A 21,212-nucleotide genomic window follows, 5' to 3' on the forward strand; every position below is an offset into this window, starting at 1 on the left:
CAGGGCTTTACCCAACAAATTCCGGTCGTTTCACCGTAGCCGAGCGGACCCGTTTCCAGTCCATGCCATCAACGAGTGCGAGCAGTTGCGCGTGATTGAGCTGCACGCGGGCCGGACCGATCTTCGGCCAGACGAACTGATTTTTTTCGAGCCGCTTCGAATACAGGCAGACGCCTGAGCCATCCCACCAGGCGATCTTTATTCTGTCTGCTCTTTTGGCGCGGAAAACGTAGAGCGAGCCATTGAAGGGGTCGCTTCCAGCATCACGCACCCGCGCCAAAAGGCTATCTGGACCTTTGCGGAAATCGACGGGATGACTGGCCAAAAAAACCTTCGCACCAGCGGGGATCATGCAGACCGCACCGCGCGGATCAACCTGACGAGATGGGCCTCGTCGATCCCGACATTCACGCGGATCACTGCGTCGCCGATCATGATGTCCGCGGTAGAGCTTTCGCCCCGAGCCGTATTAACAACAGCCTCCGCTTTCAGTCGGGCATTGCGCCGCCATGTGAACAACTGCGAGGGGTCGATCCCTATGCGCCTTGCCACCGCCGAAACGCTCGCACCCGGCTCCAGCTTTCGGCTACCGCCTGAGCCTTGAACTCATCTGACCAGCGTCGAACCTCTCGCGGCGCGCCCTCCAGGCGACCCGCAACGGCTTCGATCATATGGAACGTTCTATGTTCGGACATAGCTTCAGACATCGCAATTCATACCAAGCTCATTCCCTGAGCTCACATGAATAAGCGCGATGCCTTGCTATCGCCAGACGGGGTCAATGCACCGCTTACGCTGAGGAGGAGTAGCCAAAGTTCTGTTATCGTGACGGCGTGCATCAGCATGCGTCACGCGCCGTTCCTAGTTCGAGGCCCTTGGTCGCGAGATCTGAGACGATGGAGACCCTAGGAAGTGTGGACTCTAGGATTCCCAAACTGTTGCTGATGTGATTCAAAGCTGCCTTTTGGAGGCCATGGGTGTTCTTGATCGTCTTATTCTTCGTGACGACCAATGCGAGCGGATGTCGCGACACATCATCGGTGATGATCGCACGCGTGGTTCCTCGGGCCGGGACAATCGCATGTTCGTTGAAACAGTGTTGTGGATCGTGCGAACAGGCTCGCCCTGGCGCGATCTGCCGGACGCATTCGGCGATTGGAATAGCGTGTTTCGCCGCTTCAGCCGCTGGAGCCAAAAAGGTGTCTGGTGGCGTCTCTTCGAGGCGATGTCAGATGATAGCGACTTCGAATACCTGATCGTCGACAGCACATTATCCGTGCTCACCAGCATGCTTCGGGCGCAAAAAAGGGGCTGAAGATCAAGCCCTTGGTCGTTCTCGCGGCGGCATGAGCACCAAAATCCATCTGGCGGTACGCGGTCTCGGATGCCCTGTGCGCTTCGTGCTCACCGCCGGTCAAAAAGGCGATGCACCGCAAGCCGAGGCTTTGATCGAAGAGCTTCCCGCCGAAGTCGTCATGGCCGATACAGCCTACGAAAGTGACCGACTCCGGAAGACCATCGCGACCAAGGGCGCGAAAGCCGTCATCCCGAACAACCCGTCTCGCCCCCTGAAATATCCGCTCGACAAGCAACTCTACGCCCAACGACATCTGGTCGAGTGCTGCTTCTCAAAGTTCAGACAGGTTCGGCGCATCGCCACGCGATACGGGAAAAACCGTGAGAAACTAACGAGCCATGATCGCTCTGGCCGCAACAATCCAATGGCTCAGGTAAGTGTCCACAATTCCTAGAGCACGATGCCGAAAAGTGTGAGCGGTTTGCTCATGACATCATGCTCTAAGTGTTTAATTTAGAACAGGATTCAGATTTCAGGCCGGGTCGGGCCTAAAATCATACTGTTCTAGCGATCAGCCGGCCAGTACGCGCTGTGACGGGAAGGTGATTTCGACGAGCGTGCCTTCGTTCGGCGCCGAATTGATCGAGAAAGTCGCCCGGTTGGCATCCACCATTGCCTTCGTCAGCGGCAGGCCGAGGCCTGTGCCGTCGCCGCGATGGCGCGATTGGGTCGAGGAAACTTGCCGGAATGGCTTCATTGCCTGGTCGAGTTCGCTGCGCGTCATGCCGACGCCAGTGTCGCGGACCCTCAATACGACGCTGCCGTTCGCTTCATAGGAGGTGGAAACGACGATCTGCCCGCCCGATGGGGTGAAGCGGATGGCGTTCGACAGAATATTGAGGGCGATCTGCTTGATCGAGCGCAGATCCGCCACGACATCAGGCACCGAATGCGACAGCGCGGTGCGGATGATGACGCGCTGGCCGTTCGCCTGCGGCTGCACCAGCGCCACGGCCTCCGAGACCGCCTCGTTGAGGCCGACGGCGGCAAAATCGAGATCCATCTCGCCCGCCTCGATCTTGGAGATATCGAGCAGGTCGTTGACGATATCGAGGACATGCCTGCCGGAGCGGCCGATGTCGTTGGCATATTCGATGTAGCGCGGATGGCCGATCGGCCCGAAGCGCTCGCCCGCCATCATGTCGGAAAAGCCGATGATGGCGTTGAGCGGCGTGCGGATCTCATGGCTGACGCGGGCGAGGAAATCAGTCTTGTGGGCATTGGCGGTTTCGGCCGCGCCCTTGGCGTTGCGCAGTTCGTCCTCGGTGCGCTTCCACTGGGTGATATCGCGGATGACGGCGCAATAGCCGTTGGAGGAGGTAAGCCGGCCCATCGTCATGAACAGCGGCACGAAGCCACCGGCGGCTTCGCGACCGATCACTTCGCGCCCGTCGTTCAGCACGCTGGCGACGCCATGTCCGGAAAGACCATTCAGATAATCCAGCACCGCCTTCTGGCTCTCATGGGCAAACAGCATCACGAAGGGTTTGCCGCGCGTCTCCTGTTCGTCGTAATTGAAAAGCGCGCTGGCCGATCGGTTCATCGAGCGGATATCGCCTTCCGTGCCGATGACGACGACGCCGTCGGTCGCCGTTTCCAGGATCGAGCGCAATTCTTCCACTTCGACCTGAAGCTTGGCGACCTTCTCGACCATCCGCTCGGGACGCGTTTCGGGCCGGGCCTCGGAACGGCTTGGTTCACTGCGGCTGTCTTCCTTGCCTTCCACCGGCATCAGCGCCAGCATCAGGGCATTTGCGTCTTCCCAACGCACCGACTGCAGCCGCGCGGTCACCGGCGCCAACGTATCATCGGCCTTGACCAGCATCATGGTGCCGGAGCCGGCCGCCTTTTCCTCAAGTTCGCGACGCTGCAGCAGGGCTTCGATGCCGCCCACTTCGCGCAGTGCATCGAGCGAAGCATAGCCCGTCAGCCGCATGAATTCGGGATTGGCGTGAAGCAGCGAATCGCCGACATGGATAAGTACGGCGACAGGCAGCTGATCGACGGTTCCTGCCGAAAGGCCATCTGTCATCTTGACGCGCGGTGGAATGAAGCTTGTGAGAACCTCGATCTGGCTGACGGTCTCCTCAAGTCCCTCCGTCGCTTCGTCTTCGACAGTGATCGCCGGCTCCTCGGCATCGTCGTCGCGCTCTGTCTCGACGGCATTCTCGAAGATCGCCTCCTGGGGCGCGGTCTCCTCGACGAAGGGCGTCTCGCTTTTGTCGGCAAGGGCTGTTTCGGACCGGGGTTCCTCGGCCGCGGAGGCATCCTCGAAACCCGCCGGTTCCGAGGTGTTTCCATCAGCCGCCGGCGCGGCGGGCTCCTCCTGGCGCGCGCCGAATGCTTCGAGACGTTTGGCGATCTCGCGGAAATTGGCCTGCTCGGCGGCCGTCAATCCGGCGCCGCCGCTGTGAAGTTGCACGACCTTGTCGGTGAAACGGCGATTAGGGGTCTCCGAAATGCGCAGTGCCGGCGGCTCTTCCGCGGGGCTGGCGGCCGGCTCGGCGGCGGCCTCCTCGGCATCAGCATTGCTCGCCGGTTCCTCCGCGGCCGTTTCGAAGGCGGCTTCTGCGGCAATCCCTTCCGATACCTGCTCTTCGGTCTCGGGTTGGGTTGCTGCGAGCGCCTGGTCCTCGATCTCGTCTGCTGCAATCGTTTCGGCTGGCGCTTCTTCGGGCGCGGCTTCCGCTTCGTGGGACATGTCCTCGATCGGGCCGAGGCTTGCCGTATCATGGCCGACGCCATCCGGGCCGAGCGTCAGGCCGAGCGCCAGCGGATCTTCCTGCGCATCGGAAAGCCGGACGACGCCGAAGCCGCGGAAACCGTCGAAGTCGCGGTTGCGGGTATAGGTCGGCAGTGCCGCGAGATCGACCGGAACGACGAGGCTGGTGCCTTCGACCGGCCAAAGGATCGTCTTGCCCGACCATGTGTCGCGGCGGGCGAGCGCTTCGGCAAGCTTGCCGTCGGGATCGAGATTGAAGAGGGCGGCGATATCGCCGAAGGCGGAGCCGATGACGTCCGAGGCGTGCGGACCGACGGCCTCGGCAAATTCGTGGCTGACCTCGTTGAACCTGCCCTCGGCGTCGATCTTCCAGACAAAGCGCGTGGCGCGGCTGTTCGGCCTGAAGACGAAGCCGGGCTCCGCCGCGGGCTGCGGGGCAGGGGCGGTTTCGGGAGCCGTTGGCGTGATGACGGCGGGTTCTTCGAAGACCGCTTCCGATGCTTCTTTGATATATGTCTCGGTTGTGCCGACCGGCGGCTCCGCCGTCTCGGCCGCTTCCACCGTCTCAGGCGCGGAAGTTTCGCTTTCCTCGATGAGCACAGCCGGCTCATGGACCTCATCCGCGTTGGTGTCGATGACCTCGGTGCGGCTCTCCGACTCCTCGTGCCCGCCAGGCTGCATCCCTTCTATTGCTTCGTCTGCGGATGCTATGGCGGTTTCGGCCGGCTGTTCGCTTTGCCCGGCGATTTCCTCAAGCGTCTCCTCGACCTCTTCGATCCCGGAAACCGCGTCGATGATGTCGGTGAAGCCTGTCGCGGCGACGGGTTCGTCCTGAGGCGCCTCGGCTTGCGTCGGGTGTTCTTCCCGTGTAAGCGCCTCGGCTGCCTCCGGCACAGGCGAATCGATGGTTTCGTGCGCGGCCGCATCGATCGGGTCGAGATGGCCGAGCACCGTTTCGACGGCAAAGAGCAGATTGAGCGCCGGCTCGTCGCTGAGCTTGCCGACTGCCGCCGGAAGATAGCCTCTGCCGGTGGCGACGGGGCGCTTGACCAACCGGTCGGGATGCGCGCCGGCAAGATTGATCAGCGTCTTTGCCGTCTCACCGGAGATGGCGAGCGAGGCAAAGCCCGGCGAGGCCGCGATGACCTCGCCATTGGCGCCGATGACAGCCATGTGTGTGTCGGGATCGTCCAAACCCTGCAGCATCTGAGCCGCGGAGGCGCCTGGTGCAAGCGGTTTTGTCGAGACCGGCACCGAAAAGAGGATGGCCTGCTCGCCCTGGGAGAGCCGGATCAGCTCGGCGGCTGCCTGCACCTGCACGCGCTGAAAGCCTTTGGCGACGCGGATCATCAAGGTGCGGCTGTCGCCGATATCTGTGAGCTGGCGTGCGGCCGTCTCCAGCTGACGGAAAGTGATGTCGGCCCGGTCGACGCCCTGGTCGAGCAGGTCATAGACCGCCGAATGGCCGAAAAGCTCCGCACCCGCGCCGTTTGCCCAGAGCAGACGGCCGAGATCGGCCGAAAACAACACCATCGCCTCGCCGCGTGAAAAGCGTTCTCGAACCCGCGCATGCACGGCAATGTCGATGAACGGATATTGGACTGCGGGCATGATCGAACCTTGTCGCTGTCGGCCTCTTTAATTAACGGCTTATTAATAACTGCAGGGCGCAAGCCGGTCCAGAACAGCAGGGTTCTTTCGGCCGGAAAGGTTAACGACTTGTGCGTCGCACAAAAAATGTTGCAATGCACAATAAGATGCTCTATATAGACGTCATCCAACAATCCAAGGCATCGTTTGCCTCAGCCCAAAGGAATGCGACCATGGCTACCATAAAGACCGATGACGTTTTTTCAATTGCTTCTTTCGACCCGTCCAAGCTCGCGGAATCCTTCCGTGACTTCGCCGAAAAAGGCGCACAGCAGTCCAAGGATGCCTATGCCAAGCTGAAGAGCGCTGGCGAGGAAGCCGGCAAGACGCTCGAAGCCACCGTCCAGACGGCACAGGCTGGCACCGTCGAACTCGGCCTGAAGGCGATTGACGTTCTGCGCGTCAACGCCGAGAGCTCGCTCTCACACATGGAAGCACTGCTCGGCGTCAAGTCCGCAGCCGAATTCTTCGAACTGCAGACCTCCTTCCTGCGCAAGCAGGCCGAACTCGCCGTCGAGCAGGCGAAGTCGATCCAGGAAACCACCAAGCAGGTGGCCGAAAAGCTTGCCAAGCCCTCCAAGGACGCCGCCGAAAAGGCCATGGCCTCCTTCAAGAAGGCCTGATCGGTTTTACCATTCAGCGACAAAAGGCTGGACCCCGCGTCCAGCCTTTTTGTATATTGGCGAGGAAATTGGGGCTTGAATTCATCGCCAAGTCCTCGTATGTGACCCCCATCGCGCCCGGCGCGATTTATGCGGTTGTAGCTCAGTTGGTTAGAGCGCAGGTTTGTGGCACCTGAGGTCGGAGGTTCGAGACCCCCCAACCGTACCATTCTTCTAATTGTCCATACCGAAGACATAGGTAACACTTCGTACCTAAGACATAGGTGACAACCGCGTGCCGAACGGGTTGTCGATGGTTTGCAAGCTTCTCTGTTCCAGGTCGATATAACCGAGATCATAGCGCATGAAGCTGACCAGCCAAATGCCGTCGTCGACCTCTTTTATTCCAAGCCTCTGTCCTGCCATGACGATCGAGATGTTGATCTTCTTGCGATGCATGCAGATGCGGCCGCAACTGGTGACGAGTGCATCTCTGTCGTGGAAGGGATAGTCGATCTCCGGCAGACCTGTGTATAAGCGTGTCGAGGCTGAATAGATGTCCGCCGGCGTCCTCATCTCGAGGGCTTCATGTGGCCGCTCTGTATTGAATTCGCTCAGAAAATCGTCGAAACGGGCTTGTTGCTGGAGCATGTTCATTCCCGGTGGTCGGGTAGCTTCCTTCTTGAGCGTCAGATGCATGCGTTCGTGCCGACCGTTCTGCTGCGGATGGCCCGGCTTGATGCGCTCGATGGCGATACCGAGCCTGAGCCACCAGACGGAGAGCTTCGACAGATTGTAGAGGCCGTTCGGACTGGCGAAGGGAACGCCGTTGTCGCTGCGGATTGCGCTCGGCAAACAGCCGGCGAAAGGCCTCGAAGACGGGAAGCTCCTTGTTTGATTCAAGGGCTTCGCACGTCAGAAGGTAGCGCGAAGCCTGATCGGTCACCGTCAGCGGGTAACAATATCGGCCATTGTCCAGCTTGAACTCGCCCTTGAAATCGACACACCACAGATCGTTGGGAGCCAGCGCCTGCGACAGCACAGTCCCTTCCGCCTTGTTGCGATGGCGCTTGCGGGCATGGGCGACCAGCCCGTAGCGATCGAGAATGGCGTGCACCGTACTTGTCGAAGGGATGCGCACGTCGCCGGCGAGTTTGCGGATCAGAAGCTCTCTGATCTTGCGCGCACCCCGGTGCGGCTTGTCCTTCTTGGACGACACGATCAATGCTTCGACCTGGCCTGGCAACTGGTTGGCATGACGAACCGGACGACGCGACCGATCCGTCAGAGCCTCCAGGCCATCATCCTTGTATCGGTTGAATATCTTGTAGCCGGTCTTGCGCGAAATGCCGAACTCCCGGCGCACATCGCTCATCCCTTCGCCCTCAAGCAGACGGGCAACAAATCGCAGACGTTCCTCCATAACCGAAGTCTCTCCCCACGGCATCAACACCTCCTGCCAAAAGCAAAAAGTGTTACCCATGTCTCCGGTACAAAACGTCACCTATCTCCCAGGTCGGACATAACAGCGGCAACTCGCTCTCAAGCAAACCGTTGTCGCCAACGTCATTTCGGAAGATACCTGCACCGACGCTGCGGTGTTCGGCGAAAAGCGCGAGCTTTCACATGGAATGACACCCGAAGTCGCGCCCCTGACTAGCTTGCAACATATCGAGGGCTATTTGCGCCGCGCCCCGACCGGTACCTACGCCTCCGGTGGCGAAGTTTCGGCGCATCAACCTCAATAACTCGAATAGCTGCAGCGAGATCCGCAATTGCGTGGTATGGGCGATGAAGCTTACGGGCGTTTCGATCGACTTGTCGTGGATTAGCCTTCGGCGAACTCACAGAGCATGCGGTTGTTGACGATGATCAGGAGATCGAAATCCGATCGGTGACCCTTCATGGTGAAGGGTTACCAGCCGCCCCTAGCGTAGGATCCGAACAGGATGATCTTTAGGATCCTGCCTCGCTTCTTGCAATTCTACCGTGCCCTCTTTCAACGCACTGTCCACTGGCGATTTTGCATCACTCTACATCAGTTTTGCCCTCCGTCTCATCCAATTGGCAACCTCCTGTGGGTCATGAAAAGCGTCGGGAATTGGCACAAGGAGCGCTTGTTCCTGCGCAATTTCTCTCGTCGGCAGACCAACAAGCGCGAAAGCGGCTTTCTTGATTATACTATCTTGAATAAATCAGTTAAAGCGCTTATCTTCGCGATCGAATAGGGGCCTGGTGCCAAAACGGCTTGGAGACACGGTCGGGATACGGCGTCAAACTTTCAGCCTGGTCTGCTTCCGTAGCGACAAGTTCGCTGGTGGGGCTTAGTTGAAGAGTTCGGAGATCTCATTTGGCGATCATGTTCGTCAGAGCGCAAGTGATCAGCAGGGGCGCGGGACGCAGTATCATTTCCGCCGCCGCCTATCGTCATCGCACCCGGATGATGGATGAACAGGTCGGCGCCTCCTTCAGCTATCGGGGCGGGGCTACCGACCTGGTGCATGAGGAGTTGGCCCTTCCGGACTGCGTTCCGAATTGGCTTCATGAGGCGATCGACGGCCTTTCCGTTGCTAGTGCGAGCGAAGCGCTGTGGAATGCTGTGGAGGCCTTCGAGACGCTGGGAAACGCGCAGCTTGCCCGCGAGCTGATCATCGCCCTGCCGGAGGAACTGACGCGGGCGGAGAATATTGCACTGGTGCGCGAATACGTTCGGGACAATCTCACAGCGAGGGGCATGGTGGTTGATTGGGTCTACCATGACAAGGACGGCAATCCCCATGCCCATGTAATGACGACGTTGAGGCCACTGGCGGAGGAGGGGTTTGGCCGGAAGCGGGTGACGATCATGGGGGAAGACGGGAAGCCCTTGCGTGTCGTCACGCCCGACAGTCCGAACGGGAGAATTGTCAATAGGGTCTGGGCCGGCGACAGGGAAACGATGAAGGTCTGGAAGATCGCCTGGGCGGAGACAGCCAACCGGCATCTGGCGCTGGCCGGTCACGAGATCAGGCTGGACGGACGCTCCTATGCCGAGCAGGGCCTCGATGGCATCGCGCAGAAGCATGTTGGCCCGGGGAGGGCAGCGCTTTCGGGCAAGGGCAAGGAGCTTTATTTTGCGCCGGCCGATCTTGCCCGTCGGCAGGAGATGGCCGACCGGCTGCTGGCCGAGCCCGCGCTGCTGCTGAAGCAGCTTTCGAACGAACGCTCCACCTTCGACGAGCGCGACATCGCCAAGGCACTGCACCGCTATGTCGATGATCCCGCCGACTTCGGCAATATCCGCGCGCGGCTGATGGCCTCGGACGAACTGGTCATGCTGAAGCCGCAGCAGGCCGATGCAGAAACCGGCAAGGCCGCAGAACCCGCCATCTTCACCACGCGCGAGATCCTTCGCATCGAATATGACATGGTGCAGTCGGCGCAGATCCTCTCGAAGCGTATCGGCTTTGGCGTTTCGGTTCGCCATGTCGAGGCCGCCATTAAGAGCGTCGAGACCGGCGATCCGCAAAAAGCCCTTAAGCTCGATGCGGAACAGGTCGATGCCATCCGTCATGTCACAGGTGAGAGTGGCATTGCCGCCGTCGTCGGTCTCGCCGGCGCCGGCAAGTCGACCCTGCTTGCCGCGGCACGGGTGGCATGGGAAAGCGAGGGCCGGCGGGTGATCGGCGCAGCCCTTTCCGGGAAAGCGGCCGAGGGGCTGGAAGACAGTTCCGGCATTAGGTCTCGCACGCTGGCGTCCTTGGAACTGGCATGGGCCGGCGGGCGCGACCTGCTCGAACGTGGCAACGTCCTTGTCGTCGACGAAGCCGGTATGGTGTCGTCGCAACAGATGGCGCGCGTGCTGAAGGTCGCCGAAGACGCTGGTGCAAAAGTCGTCCTCGTCGGCGACGCTATGCAACTGCAGCCGATCCAGGCGGGCGCTGCGTTTCGGGCGATCAGCGAACGGATCGGGTTTGCCGAGCTATCCGGCGTGCGCCGCCAGCGTGCAACGTGGGCACGGGAAGCTTCGCGGCTCTTTGCGCGCGGCGAGACCGGCAAAGGCCTCGACGCCTATGCCCAGCAGGGTCATCTGGTCGAGGCAGAGACACGGGAGGACATTATCGGGCGGATTGTCGGCGACTGGACTGCGGCGCGCCGGCAGGCGATCCAGGACTCGGTTGCGGCAGGCAATGATGGCCGTCTTCGCGGTGACGAGCTTCTCGTGCTCGCCCACACCAACGATGACGTGAAGCGTCTCAATGAATCCCTGCGCAAGGTGATGATGGACGCGGGCGCGCTGACCGACGCCCGGAAATTCCAGACGGCCCGTGGACCGCGTGAATTTGCTGCCGGCGACCGCATCATCTTTCTGGAAAACGCCCGGTTCCTCGAGCCGCGCGCCAGGCATTTGGGCCCACAATATGTCAAGAACGGCATGCTCGGCACGGTGATCTCCACCGGTGACAAGCGCGGCGATCCATTGCTTTCGGTGCGCCTGAACGATGGCCGCGACGTCGTCATCAGCGAGGCGAGCTATGGCAATGTCGATCACGGCTATGCCGCGACGATCCATAAGTCGCAAGGCGTCACCGTCGATCGTACTTTCGTGCTGGCGACCGGCATGATGGACCAGCACCTGACCTATGTGTCGATGACCCGGCATCGCGACCGGGCCGATCTCTATGCCGCAAGGGAAGACTTTGAAGCGAGGCCGGAATGGGAGCGCAAGCCGCATGTCGATCATGCTGCCGGCGTCACCGGCGAGCTTGTGGAAACAGGAGAAGCCAAGTTCCGGCCGAATGATGAGGATGCCGACGATAGCCCTTATGCCGACGTGAAGACCGACGACGGAAGCGTCCATCGTCTCTGGGGCGTGAGCCTGCCGAAGGCGCTCGATGAGGGTGGCGTTTCCGCGGGCGACACGGTGACCCTGCGCAAGGACGGCGTGGAGCGGGTGAAGGTCCAGATTCCCATCGTCGATGGGAAAACCGGGCAGAAGCGCTTCGAGGAAAGAGAAGTCGACCGCAACGTCTGGACGGCCAAGCGGGTCGAGACCGCCGAAGGCCGCCAGCAGCGCCTCGAGCAGGAAAGCCATCGGCCGGAACTGTTCAAACCGCTGGTGGAGCGCCTGTCGCGCTCCGGCGCCAAGACGACGACACTCGATTTTGAGAGCGAGGCCGGGTACCGGGCGCAGGCGCAAGACTTCGCCAGGCGTCGCGGGCTTGATCATCTCGCCCTGGCTGCAGCCGGGATGGAGGAGGGCGTTGGACGGCAGTTGGCGTGGATTGCCGCAAAGAGGGAGCAGGTGGCGAAGCTTTGGGAAAGGGCGAGCGTTGCGCTCGGCTTTGCGATCGAGCGGGAACGACATGTCTCCTACAATGAAGTGCGCAGCGAAACGAAAACGGTCTCGGGCGACGATACCGGCCGCGGGCGATATCTGATCGCGCCCACCACCGTCTTCGCCAGGAGCGTGGAAGAAGATGCGCGACGGGCACAGCTTGCCTCGCCCGCCTGGAAGGAGCGGGAGGCGATCCTGCAGCCGCTTCTCGAAAAGATCTATCGTGACCCGGATGCGGCGCTTGTCGCCCTGAACGCCCTGGCATCGAATATGCGCGTCGAACCCCGCAAGCTTGCCGACGATCTTGCTGCAGCACCTGATCGGCTCGGTCGCCTGCGGGGTTCCGAGCTTATCATCGACGGGCGGGCCGCCCGCGATGAGCGCAACGTCGCGACCGCGGCATTGCCGGAGCTGCTGCCACTCGCCCGCGCCCATGCGACGGAGTTCCGCAGAAACGCCGCGCGGTTCGAAAGCCGCGAGCAACAACGCCGTGCGCATATGTCATTGTCGATCCCGGGGCTTTCCAGAACGGCGCTGAAGCGCCTGGTCGAGATCGAGGCGGTGCGCAGGCAAGGTGGTGACGATGCCTACAAGACCGCCTTCGTGTTTGCCGCGGAGGACCGGGCCGTCGTGCAGGAGATCAAGGCCGTCAGCGAGGCCCTGACGGAACGCTTCGGGTGGCGTGGCTTCAGCTCGAAGGCCGATGCGGTCGCCGAACGCAATATGGCCGAGCGTATGCCGGAAGACCTCGAGAGCAGCAGACGCGAGAAGTTGATCCGGCTGTTCGAGGCCGTGAAGCGCTTCGCCGAGGAGCAGCATCTTGCCGAGCGGCGGGATCGTTCGAAGATCGTTGCCGGCGCCAGTGCCGTTCCCGCAATGGAGTCAGGCAGGGAGAACGTCACCGTGCCACCCATGCTCGCCGCCGTCACCGAGTTCAAGACTTCGGTCGACGACGAGGCAAGATCTCGCGCTCTCGCCGGCCCTCTTTATCGCCAGCAGCGAGCGGCGCTGGCCGCCGTCGCACGAACGATCTGGCGCGATCCGGCCGGCGCTGTCGACAAGATCGAAGAGCTGCTCGTCAAAGGCTTTGCCGCCGACCGTATCGCCGCCGCAGTGACCAATGATCCCGCCGCCTACGGTGCGCTACGCGGCTCCAATCGCCTCGTAGACCGGCTGCTCGCTTCCGGTCGGGAGCGGAAGGAGGCGATGCAGGCCGTGTCCGACGCCGCTGCTCGCCTGCTGCGGTCGCTCGGTTCGGCCTACGTGAATGTACTTGATGCCGAACGCCTGGTTATCGCCGAAGAGCGCCGCCGCATGGCGGTCGCAATTCCCAGTCTGTCGAGGGCTGCGGAAGAGGTCCTGCTGCGGCTGACGGCGGAAGCGAAAACGGATGGACGCAAACGAAATGTCTCTGCGACTCCTCTGGATCCGAGTATTCGCCGAGAGTTCGCCGACGTCAGCAAAGCGCTCGATCAGCGCTTCGGGCGCAATGCCATTGTCCGCGGCGAAAAGGATCTCATCAATCGCGTGCCGCCGGCGCACCGGCCGGCCTTCGCAGCGATGCACGAGAAGCTGAAAGTCCTGCAGCACACCGACCGTCAGGAAAACAGTCAGGAGCTCATCTCGGAACGACACCAGCGTGCCGTCAATCGCGGTCGAGTGATCGATCTTTAAACGATGGGGCAACTGTCAGCTTCCGGAGCCGGCTCGTCTGGGCGACTATGGTCGCAAAAAGGCCAAGCCGGATCAGATGTCGTCGGTGTCCTTTCGAAGTGCGACGAGATGTTCCTTGCACACTATGTCAACGAGCACATGTAGTTCGGCTGTTTGCGCAGCTATCCATTGCAGCGCCTCTTTGCTCACGTCGAAATGCTTCGAGTAACGCGCCTTCACGTAGGCCTCGTTGATCGTATTGAACCACGCACGATAGCGCTGCTGGTCTCGCGGCCAGGCATCAATAAGCCGACGGTCACGACCTTCCGCCAGCTTACGTAGGAAAGTGAGACTATGTGATGGCGGCCCGTAATTCGTCACAGTCAGAAGAAGCGTAGAATAAGCGTGTTCGATCGCCTGATGCAGGAGAAAAGCAGATTCGTTGTACCTTCCTTTGCTCAGCGAATAGCGAGAGGTGTCAAGAGATCCCAGTGAGACGGGAAAGCGGCTTTCAAAATGCTCCCTGGCGATGCGGTATTCTTCGGACTTGGAGCGTGGTTTTGGTTCGGGTAGCGCTTCATCATCGAGCTCGTAGAGGACGATCCCCTCGCGGCGGATATCAGAGAAGAAGTATTGCCCCTCGTGAAGTGCCGTGTTGACCTCCCGCCGCGAGTGAACAATGAAGCTGACTGGCGTATTGATGCCGCGATCATGGAGAAAGCGGTCGACCGCTTTGTACCAATAGGTGGCGACGTCCGATAGTTTCCGGTTATTGACAATTACCAGCAGATCATAGTCGGAACGATAGCCTTTGAGCGTGTGCTGTTCGTCGACCCAGTCGCCACGAGCGTATGACCCAAACAGGATGATCTTGAGAATCCGCCCCATTTTCTTGAAATCGGCCGAGCTATCTTTCAGTGCGTCCTGAAACTCCTCGTGCAGGATATCGACAACGCGGGCAAGCTCGCGCTGTTTGCGTTCGGGCAAATGGTCGAGGCTGGATTTCATCGGCGACGGTCGTCTCTCATAGCAGATCCGTTGTAGTCATCGTATTTCAAGAAAACCAGTCCCCTGCGATCAGGGCGTGTATCACGATCCGTGGATCAGCGGTGCCGACGGTCGTCGCTTTCATAAGAGCGCGACGAGGACTTGGCGGTGTTCAAAGTCTCCTTGTGTTCGCTTTTGGTCTAGGCCTGCCTGGTCTCTTCGAGATCCAGATGTTGGAAAACCCGCACCCAAAAGCTGAAGTCACCCGAGCGCCCGTCGAAGCGCGCGCAGAGAGCGCACCAGGCAACAGCTGTTTTTGCATGTGCTCCATAAAGCGATCGTGCAGCAGCACTTGTATCCTCGATATCTCCTTCTTTCCAAAAATCAGATGCGGCTACCGGGCAGCCGGGTGAGAGCCTCTCGAATATTTCGCGCATTATAAAACCCCGTCACCGTCCGGAAACAGGTCATCAAATTATGCCGGACGTCGATCCCATCGAGTGGGCCACGCTCGCGTGCCGTCCCTGGCAAAATATGTGCTTAGGCGCGAAGCTCTTCGCAATCTCAACATTATGTTGTAACAAAACCGAAAGGCAAGCTATAAAAATACCTGTTTTGAGAGCGCATCGGCAATTCTTTGCCGGCTTTGCAGGAGGAATATGTGAGGTTCTGATCGGGATGAGGCGTTTTCGTGAAAATTTTGTCGTATCAAAAATAACTGCAGTAAGGGTCGTACTTGCCGGAGAGAGCCGATGAGCGAACTCCTGGCGATCGTATCCCGAGATGCAGATTATTATTTGATGCTCGAACACATCTTGAAGGAAGCCGGATACAGAACAATGCTCGTTGACATTCCGAGCGAGGCCGTTGCGACCGCCGAGGACCGTGATGCTGCAGCCATCATCGTCGACTGCCAGCCGGGTTCGCCGATTCTCGCTGACATCGCGTCCGATCTGAGGGAAAGGGGGCGTGCCAGCGACGTCACGCTCATCGCGCTCGTTGCCGAGAAAGCTGCCTATCTCGACATCTTGAAGGCGAATGTCGATGAAAGCTTTTCAAGGCCGATGCGGCCGGCGCGACTACTGTCTTACCTACACGGTGCAATAGGTAACTCTTCCAGTGAAAGAACGAGCCGCCCCGTTGCAATATTCGACGACATGAAGTTGGACGCTGGCGGCCGGCGCGTCCTGGTACGGGGTGCGCCGGTCAATCTCAGCCCGATCGATTTTCATCTCCTGAGCGCTCTGATGGGCGACGCGGGGCGCGTCCTCAGTCGCGCTGAACTGATAGGCGCCGCTTGGCCGAAGAATGCATTCGTTGAGCCGCGGACGGTGGATGTTCATATCGGCCGCCTCCGGCGTGCATTGAGGCGTGCTCTTGGCCGCGATGTGATTCGGACGGTGCCAAAGGTGGGATATGCGATCGACATCGCTTGAAGCATATGAACATCGTGACGTTCACATCTTCACCGAAACTTTTCTAAAACTTGCCGCCGTCTTCGTTGTATAAATGAAAGTCTCTCGGTTAGCGTGCAGCCCATCCAATGTTTGGGAGAGCAACATGCAAGAGGCCGCTTCGGGCGCCGGGTCGCCCACGATTTCTCACAGGAATACCGCCAGTTTGATCAGACATGCAGGTCCTCACTTTGCCGCAGCCCATCTTGACGGCTTGATGGCACTCTATGTCCAGCCGTCCGACGGTCGAGCGGTGGGGCTGCCAGTTTCAGAGCATCGATCGGAGCGAGTTGTCGACTTCGTGCGCTGCTCCTATCTCGGGCTTGACAATCATCCCTTGATCATCGAGGGCGCAATCGAGACTGTTCGGCGCTACGGAACGCTCCATTGGTCCTGCGCCCGCACACGGCTCAATTTTGCAGTCCTCGGAGACCTCGAGGATGCTCTCTCTGATCTCTTCGGGGCGAGGGTGATTACCTACACGACCGTGCTTGCGGCCAACCTGAGCGCACTTCCACTGATCGCGTCCGGAGTCCTGACCGGCGGCAAGAAACCCGTGATGGTGTTCGACCGCCTCGCTCATGCAACGCTTGCCTTCAACAAGCCCGTTGTTGCCGAAGAATGCGAGGTCCGCACCATAGGACACAACGATATTCAGGCGCTTGAAGACATCTGCCGTCAGAATGAGACGGTCGCTTATATTTGCGATGGCGTCTATTCCATGGGCGGTTGCGCGCCGATCAAGGAGTTGCGCGAACTTCAGGAGCGATATGGCCTTTTCCTTTATATCGATGATGCTCACGGCATCTCGATCTTCGGAGAAAGGGGCGAGGGCTTTGCCCGCTCGCAGATGCCCGAGGGTCTTGGCGAACGTACAATTATCGCAGCCTCGCTCGGCAAGGGGTTTGGCGCTTCAGGCGGCATGCTTATGCTCGCAACGGCCTTCCAGGAAGAGATCTTTCGCCGCTTTGCTCTTGCACATGCCTTTTCGGCCTCGATCAATGTTGCAGCGATTGGTGCTGCTCTCGCCTCCCAAGCGATTCATCGCACACCGGAACTCGGCGTGCGGCAAAGGGCGCTCGCCGAATACATTTCTCTCTTCGACGAACTGGTGCCTACCGCACAGGCGGGGTCCAGACTACCTATCCGGACTGTCGTCGTCGGCGACGAACTTGCGGCAATCGGTGCCGCGAGAGTGGTGCTCGATGCCGGCTACTATACATCGGCCATTTTCTTCCCGACGGTCGCCAAGGGGAGGGCAGGGCTACGGATATGCCCGACAGCCAGCCACACGGCCGCGGAAGTGCGCGCGGTCGCCGCTGCCATCAATCGTGCTCTGAAGGGCTAACGATCGGTCTTCGTGTTCCCGGGCGGCATCCCGCCCGGGAACGGTCGTTCATCGGATCCAGGCATTCCAGCGCTCGAGCATCATCGCGGCATTTTCATTGATCCATCTGGCATCCGGAATGACGATGTAGTTCCTGATATCATCGTCGCTCGGCAGCGCCGCACGTGCTGCCGGCGACATCAATTCGATCGCCTTGCGACTGGGCGGCGTGCAGAGGAGTTCCACGCAGACTTTTGCCTGAGCCTCAGGATGATCAAGCCAGTAGCCGACCAGCTTCAACGCGTTTACGCGGTTCGGCGCGTTCTTGATGACGGTCAACCGATCACCGACGAGGAAAGAAGCCTGCTTGGACCAGGCGATCTGGCGGCCTTCAGCCTTCAGGGTATTTGCACGTGTCAGCCAGATCTGCCCGATGCTGTAGTCGCCATTGCGAAAACCTTGGACGCTTTGGTCACCGGTCTTCCACCAAAGCGATATCGCGGGACGGATCTCGTCGAGCTTTTTGAGCGCGCGGTCGACGTCAAGCGGAAAAAGCTTGTCGCGCGGCACACCATCGGCCAGCAGCGCGGCCGCCATGACCCGCCACGGATCGTCGAAGTTTGGAAACGACCGGCCGCCAGGAAATTTCGTCTGATCCCACATGTCGGCCCAGCTCGACGGATTTCCTCGGCTGAAGCCGGTTGGGTCGTAGGCCATAAGCGTTGCGGTCGAAAAAAGCCTGGCCCCGGCACTGACACAGGCATCCTCGACGAGGTCTGGCCGGCCGTGGAAAGGCTTGCAAAATTCGGCGAGGTCTTCAGACGTCAGCCGATGCGTTTCAGCGCTCGCCTGGATCTCGCCGTCCGGATAAAGGTCCCAGGTCACATTGCCGGTCTTGACCATGGCCGAGGCTTTCGCCCGCATCTCCGCATTTGTTGCGGCTACCGAAACAACCTTGATACCGGTCGCTTCAGTGAACGGCTCGAACCAGAATTTTCGAAGCGCCGCATCGTAGGCGCCACCAGTCGTGGCAATGACCACCTGTTCCTCGCCATGCACCGCTCCCGCAGTCAGCATGAGGCAAGCTGCAAGCAGCAAAGGCTTGATGTTGGGTTGCTTTTTCATCGCGTGTTCCTCTGTCCGGATGAATGTGGCCACGTCAATCCTCCCCGCGGCCGGTAAGGAGATGGATGGACCCCATGAGGACCAGCGATACCGCGACGAGCAGCGTCGAAACCACGGCGATGACCGGGGTGAGATTGAAGTCGATGTCCTCGAACATCTTGCGGCTGATCGTTTTGCCGCCGGTATCGGAAATGAAGAATGCGACCGTTGCCTCATCGAAAGACGCGAGAAACGCAAAGACCGAGGCGGCCGCGACCGCCGGCGCAATGTTTGGAAGCACGATGCTGAAGAAGGCGCGGCCCCGGCTTGCACCGCAATTCAGGGCGGCAAGTTCAAGCGCTGGGTCGAAGCGCTCGAGCGCTGCCGATACGGTGATGATCACGTAGGGGACCGAAAGCACGGTGTGTGCGATGAGGAATCCGGCAAAATTGCCCGTCAGGCCGAGCGGCGAAAAAATCAGATAAAGGGCAACGCCAAAGACCACATGGGGGACGATCATTGGCCCGAGCGACAAGGCCTGCAGGAAAGCCCTTCCCGGCAGATTGCCGCGAACGAGCCCGACAGCGGCCATGGTTCCAATGGCCGTTGAAGCAATCGTTGTCGATAGCGCAATCTTCAAGCTGAAGATCGTCGCTGCGCGCCAGTCCGGATCTGACAGAAATTCGCTATACCAGCGAAGCGTCAGGCCCTTCGGTGGGAATTGTATGTAGCTGCCATCATTCAACGAAATCGGGATCACGAGCAGCGTCGGCAGCACCAGGAAGAACAGGATTGCGCCAATCAGGAATCCCCCGACAAGCCGCAAGATTGCCTTGCCATAAGGCCGGTGGTTGCTGTTGACTCGAGAGGCGGCGAATGGCGCTACGGCTACGGGCTCAGTTGACACTGTTCATTCCTTTGCTGAGGGATAGCGCCTTGCGGAACACAAGGACAAAGACGAGCGTCGTGGTCAGAAGGACCGTCGCAAGCGCGGCGGCAAACGGCCAGTCAAGCAGGACGGTGGTTTGCTGACCGATCAGGGTTGCCATCATCAATGCCCCTGGGCCGCCTACGAGTGCCGGCGTGATGTAAAAACCGATCGCCAGAATGAAGCACATGACGCACCCGGCAAAAATTCCAGGCAGGCTGAGCGGCAAGGTCACGCGCATGAAGGCGGCTACCGGGCCGGCGCCGAGATTGCGGGCGGCCTGGTTATATTCCGCCGGAATAGTGCGAAGAGCATTGCAGATCGGCAGGATCATGAAGGGCATCAGGACATGCGTCATCGCAAGGATGACGGCGCCTTCGGTGTAGAGGAGCTTCAAAGGGCCGGTAACGAGGCCGCTTTCCATCAACATGCCATTGATGATGCCGTTTCGCTGCAGGAGCACGATCCAGGCGTAAGATCGCACCAGCACCGACGTCCACAGCGGCACGAACACCGCCGCTGCGACGATCATTGCGGTCTTGCCCTCAGCGCGCGCCATGAGAAAGGCGACCGGATATCCGAGCAGCAGGCTTGCCACCGTGACGATTGCACCCGTTTGCAACGTGCGAACCAGAACGTCCAGGTAAAGCGGCTCCGTAACAATCCGCCCGTAATATTTGAATGTGAATTCCGGCGCCATGAAGCTCAAAGAGACAAGCCGACCGATCGGGTAGATGAAGCCTGCTGCCAATAGGAGTGTCAGCGGGGCGATCAGCAGGAGCGTCAGCGCGTGCGAATAACGCCGGGACGAGCGGGAAAATAGCCAGCTTGCCGCAGGGGTCGGTGCATGGGTGAGATTGTCGGCGGCCATGGTCATCTCACGCCTCCGTGTCTGCAAAGAGCCGCAGGCCATCGCGCTCGGCAACGACATCCACGAGTGTGCCCGCTGCAAAGGGCGCTCTCATCCCATCTGCGGGGGTCTGAACTTGAATAATCTCCTTTCTCCCGAAATCAGCGCGAACGAGATGAAGGTCGAAGGAGCCTGCAAAGACCGAGGTTTCGACGCGGCCGGGAAGGGCGTTCTTTCCGCCTGCCCCGCGCGCCGCAAGGCCGAGGCGCTCAGGCCGCAGCGCAAGACGAATACGATCGCCGACTCTTGCCGAACCATTGAGACCCGGGACAGCGCCCGGCGTATCAATGACCAGGTCGTCACCCAGTCTGATCGTCTGGCTGCCGGCGGTTTCGCCCAGGAACTCTCCGCTCAGGAAGTTCATCTTGCCGATGAAATCCGCAACGAATGCACTCTGCGGCTTGCGGTAAATCTCCGCCGGGGTTCCGAGTTGTGCGAGTTGCCCCCTTGCCATAACGGCGATCCGGTCGGACATCGTCAACGCCTCCTCCTGATCGTGGGTGACATAGATGACCGTCGCGCCGAGACGCTGCTGCAGCTGCTTGATCTCGAGCTGCATGGATTCGCGCAGCTTCTTGTCCAGCGCCCCGAGCGGCTCATCCATCAAAAGAACAGGTGGTTCGAAGACAATTGCTCGGGCAACAGCCACCCGTTGCTGCTGGCCGCCGGAGAGTTCGTGGGGATAGCGCCTGGCGTAGTCGGGGAGTTGGACGAGGTCGAGCGCCCGGCCGACGCGTTCGGCTCTGAGGTTCTTGCGTATGCCGCGCATCTTCAAAGGAAAGGCGATGTTTTCAGCGACGGTCAGATGCGGGAACAAGGCGTAGCGCTGGAAGACCATCCCGATGTTGCGGCGGTTGGGCGACACCGTCGTGACATCGCGACCGCCAATGATGATGCGTCCGGCAGAAGGGGTTTCGAAGCCGGCGATCATTGTTAGAAGCGTCGTCTTGCCTGATCCGGATGGGCCGAGGATCGACAGGAATTCGCCGGCCGGAATATCCAAGGTTACCGCTCCTACGGCAATCTGGCTGCCGTAGGCCTTGCCTATGCGATCGATGAAAACAGGCGCGCCAATCAAAATAATATCTCCCTTCATTCGCGTGTGTTGAACGTGTTGGAACCTCCCGGCCCGCTGCTGCGGTGCCAGGCCTCAGAGCGTAGCCAAGGACCGATAGGCATTTCTGGCGTGGCCTTTCGCGGC

Annotated in this window: 12 protein-coding genes, 1 tRNA gene and 3 pseudogenes; 6 read left to right on the forward strand and 10 right to left on the reverse strand. The window is 60.1% G+C overall.

Annotation, left to right across the window (positions count from 1 at the left end; translation table 11 throughout):
* Window positions 1-7: 7 nt before the first annotated feature.
* Together tnpB and NE852_RS32710 are read right to left on the reverse strand one after the other, a co-directional pair.
* Window positions 8-352, reverse strand: a complete 345-nt coding sequence (gene tnpB / locus NE852_RS04310) for an IS66 family insertion sequence element accessory protein TnpB (RefSeq protein ID WP_008536630.1) — start codon at window positions 350-352, stop codon at window positions 8-10.
* Window positions 349-552 carry a hypothetical protein gene (locus tag NE852_RS32710; RefSeq protein WP_374991999.1) on the reverse strand — a complete coding sequence of 68 codons (204 nt, stop codon included), beginning with the start codon at window positions 550-552 and terminating at the stop codon, window positions 349-351. Before NE852_RS32710 ends, tnpB begins: the two co-directional genes overlap by 4 nt.
* 421 nt (window positions 553-973) lie before the next feature.
* Here NE852_RS32710 and NE852_RS04320 point away from each other — a divergent pair.
* Window positions 974-1,734, forward strand: a pseudogene (locus tag NE852_RS04320) (IS5 family transposase).
* Between the two features lie 134 nt (window positions 1,735-1,868).
* Here NE852_RS04320 and NE852_RS04325 read toward each other — a convergent pair.
* Window positions 1,869-5,690: a PAS domain-containing sensor histidine kinase gene (locus NE852_RS04325; RefSeq protein WP_008536629.1), complete on the reverse strand. Its 3,822-nt coding sequence runs from the start codon at window positions 5,688-5,690 to the stop codon at window positions 1,869-1,871.
* Window positions 5,691-5,902: 212 nt separating this feature from the next.
* Here NE852_RS04325 and NE852_RS04330 point away from each other — a divergent pair, with 212 nt between their 5' ends.
* Both NE852_RS04330 and NE852_RS04335 read left to right on the forward strand, forming a co-directional pair.
* Window positions 5,903-6,352: a phasin gene (locus tag NE852_RS04330; protein ID WP_008536628.1), complete on the forward strand. Its 450-nt coding sequence runs from the start codon at window positions 5,903-5,905 to the stop codon at window positions 6,350-6,352.
* Window positions 6,353-6,483: 131 nt separating this feature from the next.
* A tRNA-His gene (locus tag NE852_RS04335) sits at window positions 6,484-6,560 on the forward strand.
* A 44-nt stretch (window positions 6,561-6,604) separates the two neighbouring features.
* On the opposite strand, the pseudogene NE852_RS04340 reads toward NE852_RS04335, so the two are convergent.
* Both NE852_RS04340 and NE852_RS04345 read right to left on the reverse strand, forming a co-directional pair.
* Window positions 6,605-7,778: pseudogene (locus NE852_RS04340) on the reverse strand (integrase core domain-containing protein).
* A gap of 334 nt (window positions 7,779-8,112) precedes the next feature.
* A pseudogene (locus NE852_RS04345) lies at window positions 8,113-8,343 on the reverse strand (nucleotidyltransferase domain-containing protein); the annotation flags it as partial.
* 338 nt (window positions 8,344-8,681) lie between these two features.
* On the opposite strand from NE852_RS04345, the gene traA reads away from it, so the two are divergent.
* Complete coding sequence (gene traA, locus NE852_RS04350; protein WP_258156223.1) at window positions 8,682-13,322, forward strand: Ti-type conjugative transfer relaxase TraA; 4,641 nt, start codon at window positions 8,682-8,684, stop codon at window positions 13,320-13,322.
* 72 nt (window positions 13,323-13,394) lie between these two features.
* Here traA and NE852_RS04355 read toward each other — a convergent pair whose 3' ends face one another.
* Window positions 13,395-14,309 (reverse strand): nucleotidyltransferase and HEPN domain-containing protein, encoded by a 915-nt coding sequence (locus tag NE852_RS04355; protein WP_008529729.1) that lies wholly within the window; start codon window positions 14,307-14,309, stop codon window positions 13,395-13,397.
* 731 nt (window positions 14,310-15,040) lie between these two features.
* Here NE852_RS04355 and NE852_RS04360 point away from each other — a divergent pair.
* Both NE852_RS04360 and NE852_RS04365 read left to right on the forward strand, forming a co-directional pair.
* Entirely contained in the window at window positions 15,041-15,724 is a 684-nt protein-coding gene (locus tag NE852_RS04360) for a response regulator transcription factor (RefSeq protein ID WP_008529728.1), read from the forward strand.
* A 124-nt stretch (window positions 15,725-15,848) separates the two neighbouring features.
* A complete protein-coding gene (locus NE852_RS04365; RefSeq protein WP_008529726.1) occupies window positions 15,849-17,090 on the forward strand; it encodes an aminotransferase class I/II-fold pyridoxal phosphate-dependent enzyme in 1,242 nt (413 codons plus the stop codon).
* A gap of 48 nt (window positions 17,091-17,138) precedes the next feature.
* Here the strand turns inward: NE852_RS04365 and NE852_RS04370 are convergent, their stop codons facing one another.
* From NE852_RS04370 to NE852_RS04385, 4 genes are all read right to left on the reverse strand, one after another.
* Window positions 17,139-18,194, reverse strand: coding sequence for an extracellular solute-binding protein (locus NE852_RS04370; protein ID WP_258156224.1), 1,056 nt, complete (start codon window positions 18,192-18,194; stop codon window positions 17,139-17,141).
* Between the two features lie 34 nt (window positions 18,195-18,228).
* On the reverse strand, window positions 18,229-18,999 hold the full coding sequence (locus NE852_RS04375; protein WP_008529720.1) for an ABC transporter permease: 771 nt from the start codon (window positions 18,997-18,999) through the stop codon (window positions 18,229-18,231).
* A gap of 70 nt (window positions 19,000-19,069) precedes the next feature.
* Window positions 19,070-19,978: an ABC transporter permease gene (locus NE852_RS04380; protein ID WP_008529719.1), complete on the reverse strand. Its 909-nt coding sequence runs from the start codon at window positions 19,976-19,978 to the stop codon at window positions 19,070-19,072.
* A gap of 1 nt (window position 19,979) precedes the next feature.
* Window positions 19,980-21,089: an ABC transporter ATP-binding protein gene (locus tag NE852_RS04385; protein WP_008529718.1), complete on the reverse strand. Its 1,110-nt coding sequence runs from the start codon at window positions 21,087-21,089 to the stop codon at window positions 19,980-19,982.
* Window positions 21,090-21,212 lie beyond the last annotated feature (123 nt).

This window comes from Rhizobium sp. Pop5 (genome assembly GCF_024721175.1).
GTDB lineage: Bacteria > Pseudomonadota > Alphaproteobacteria > Rhizobiales > Rhizobiaceae > Rhizobium.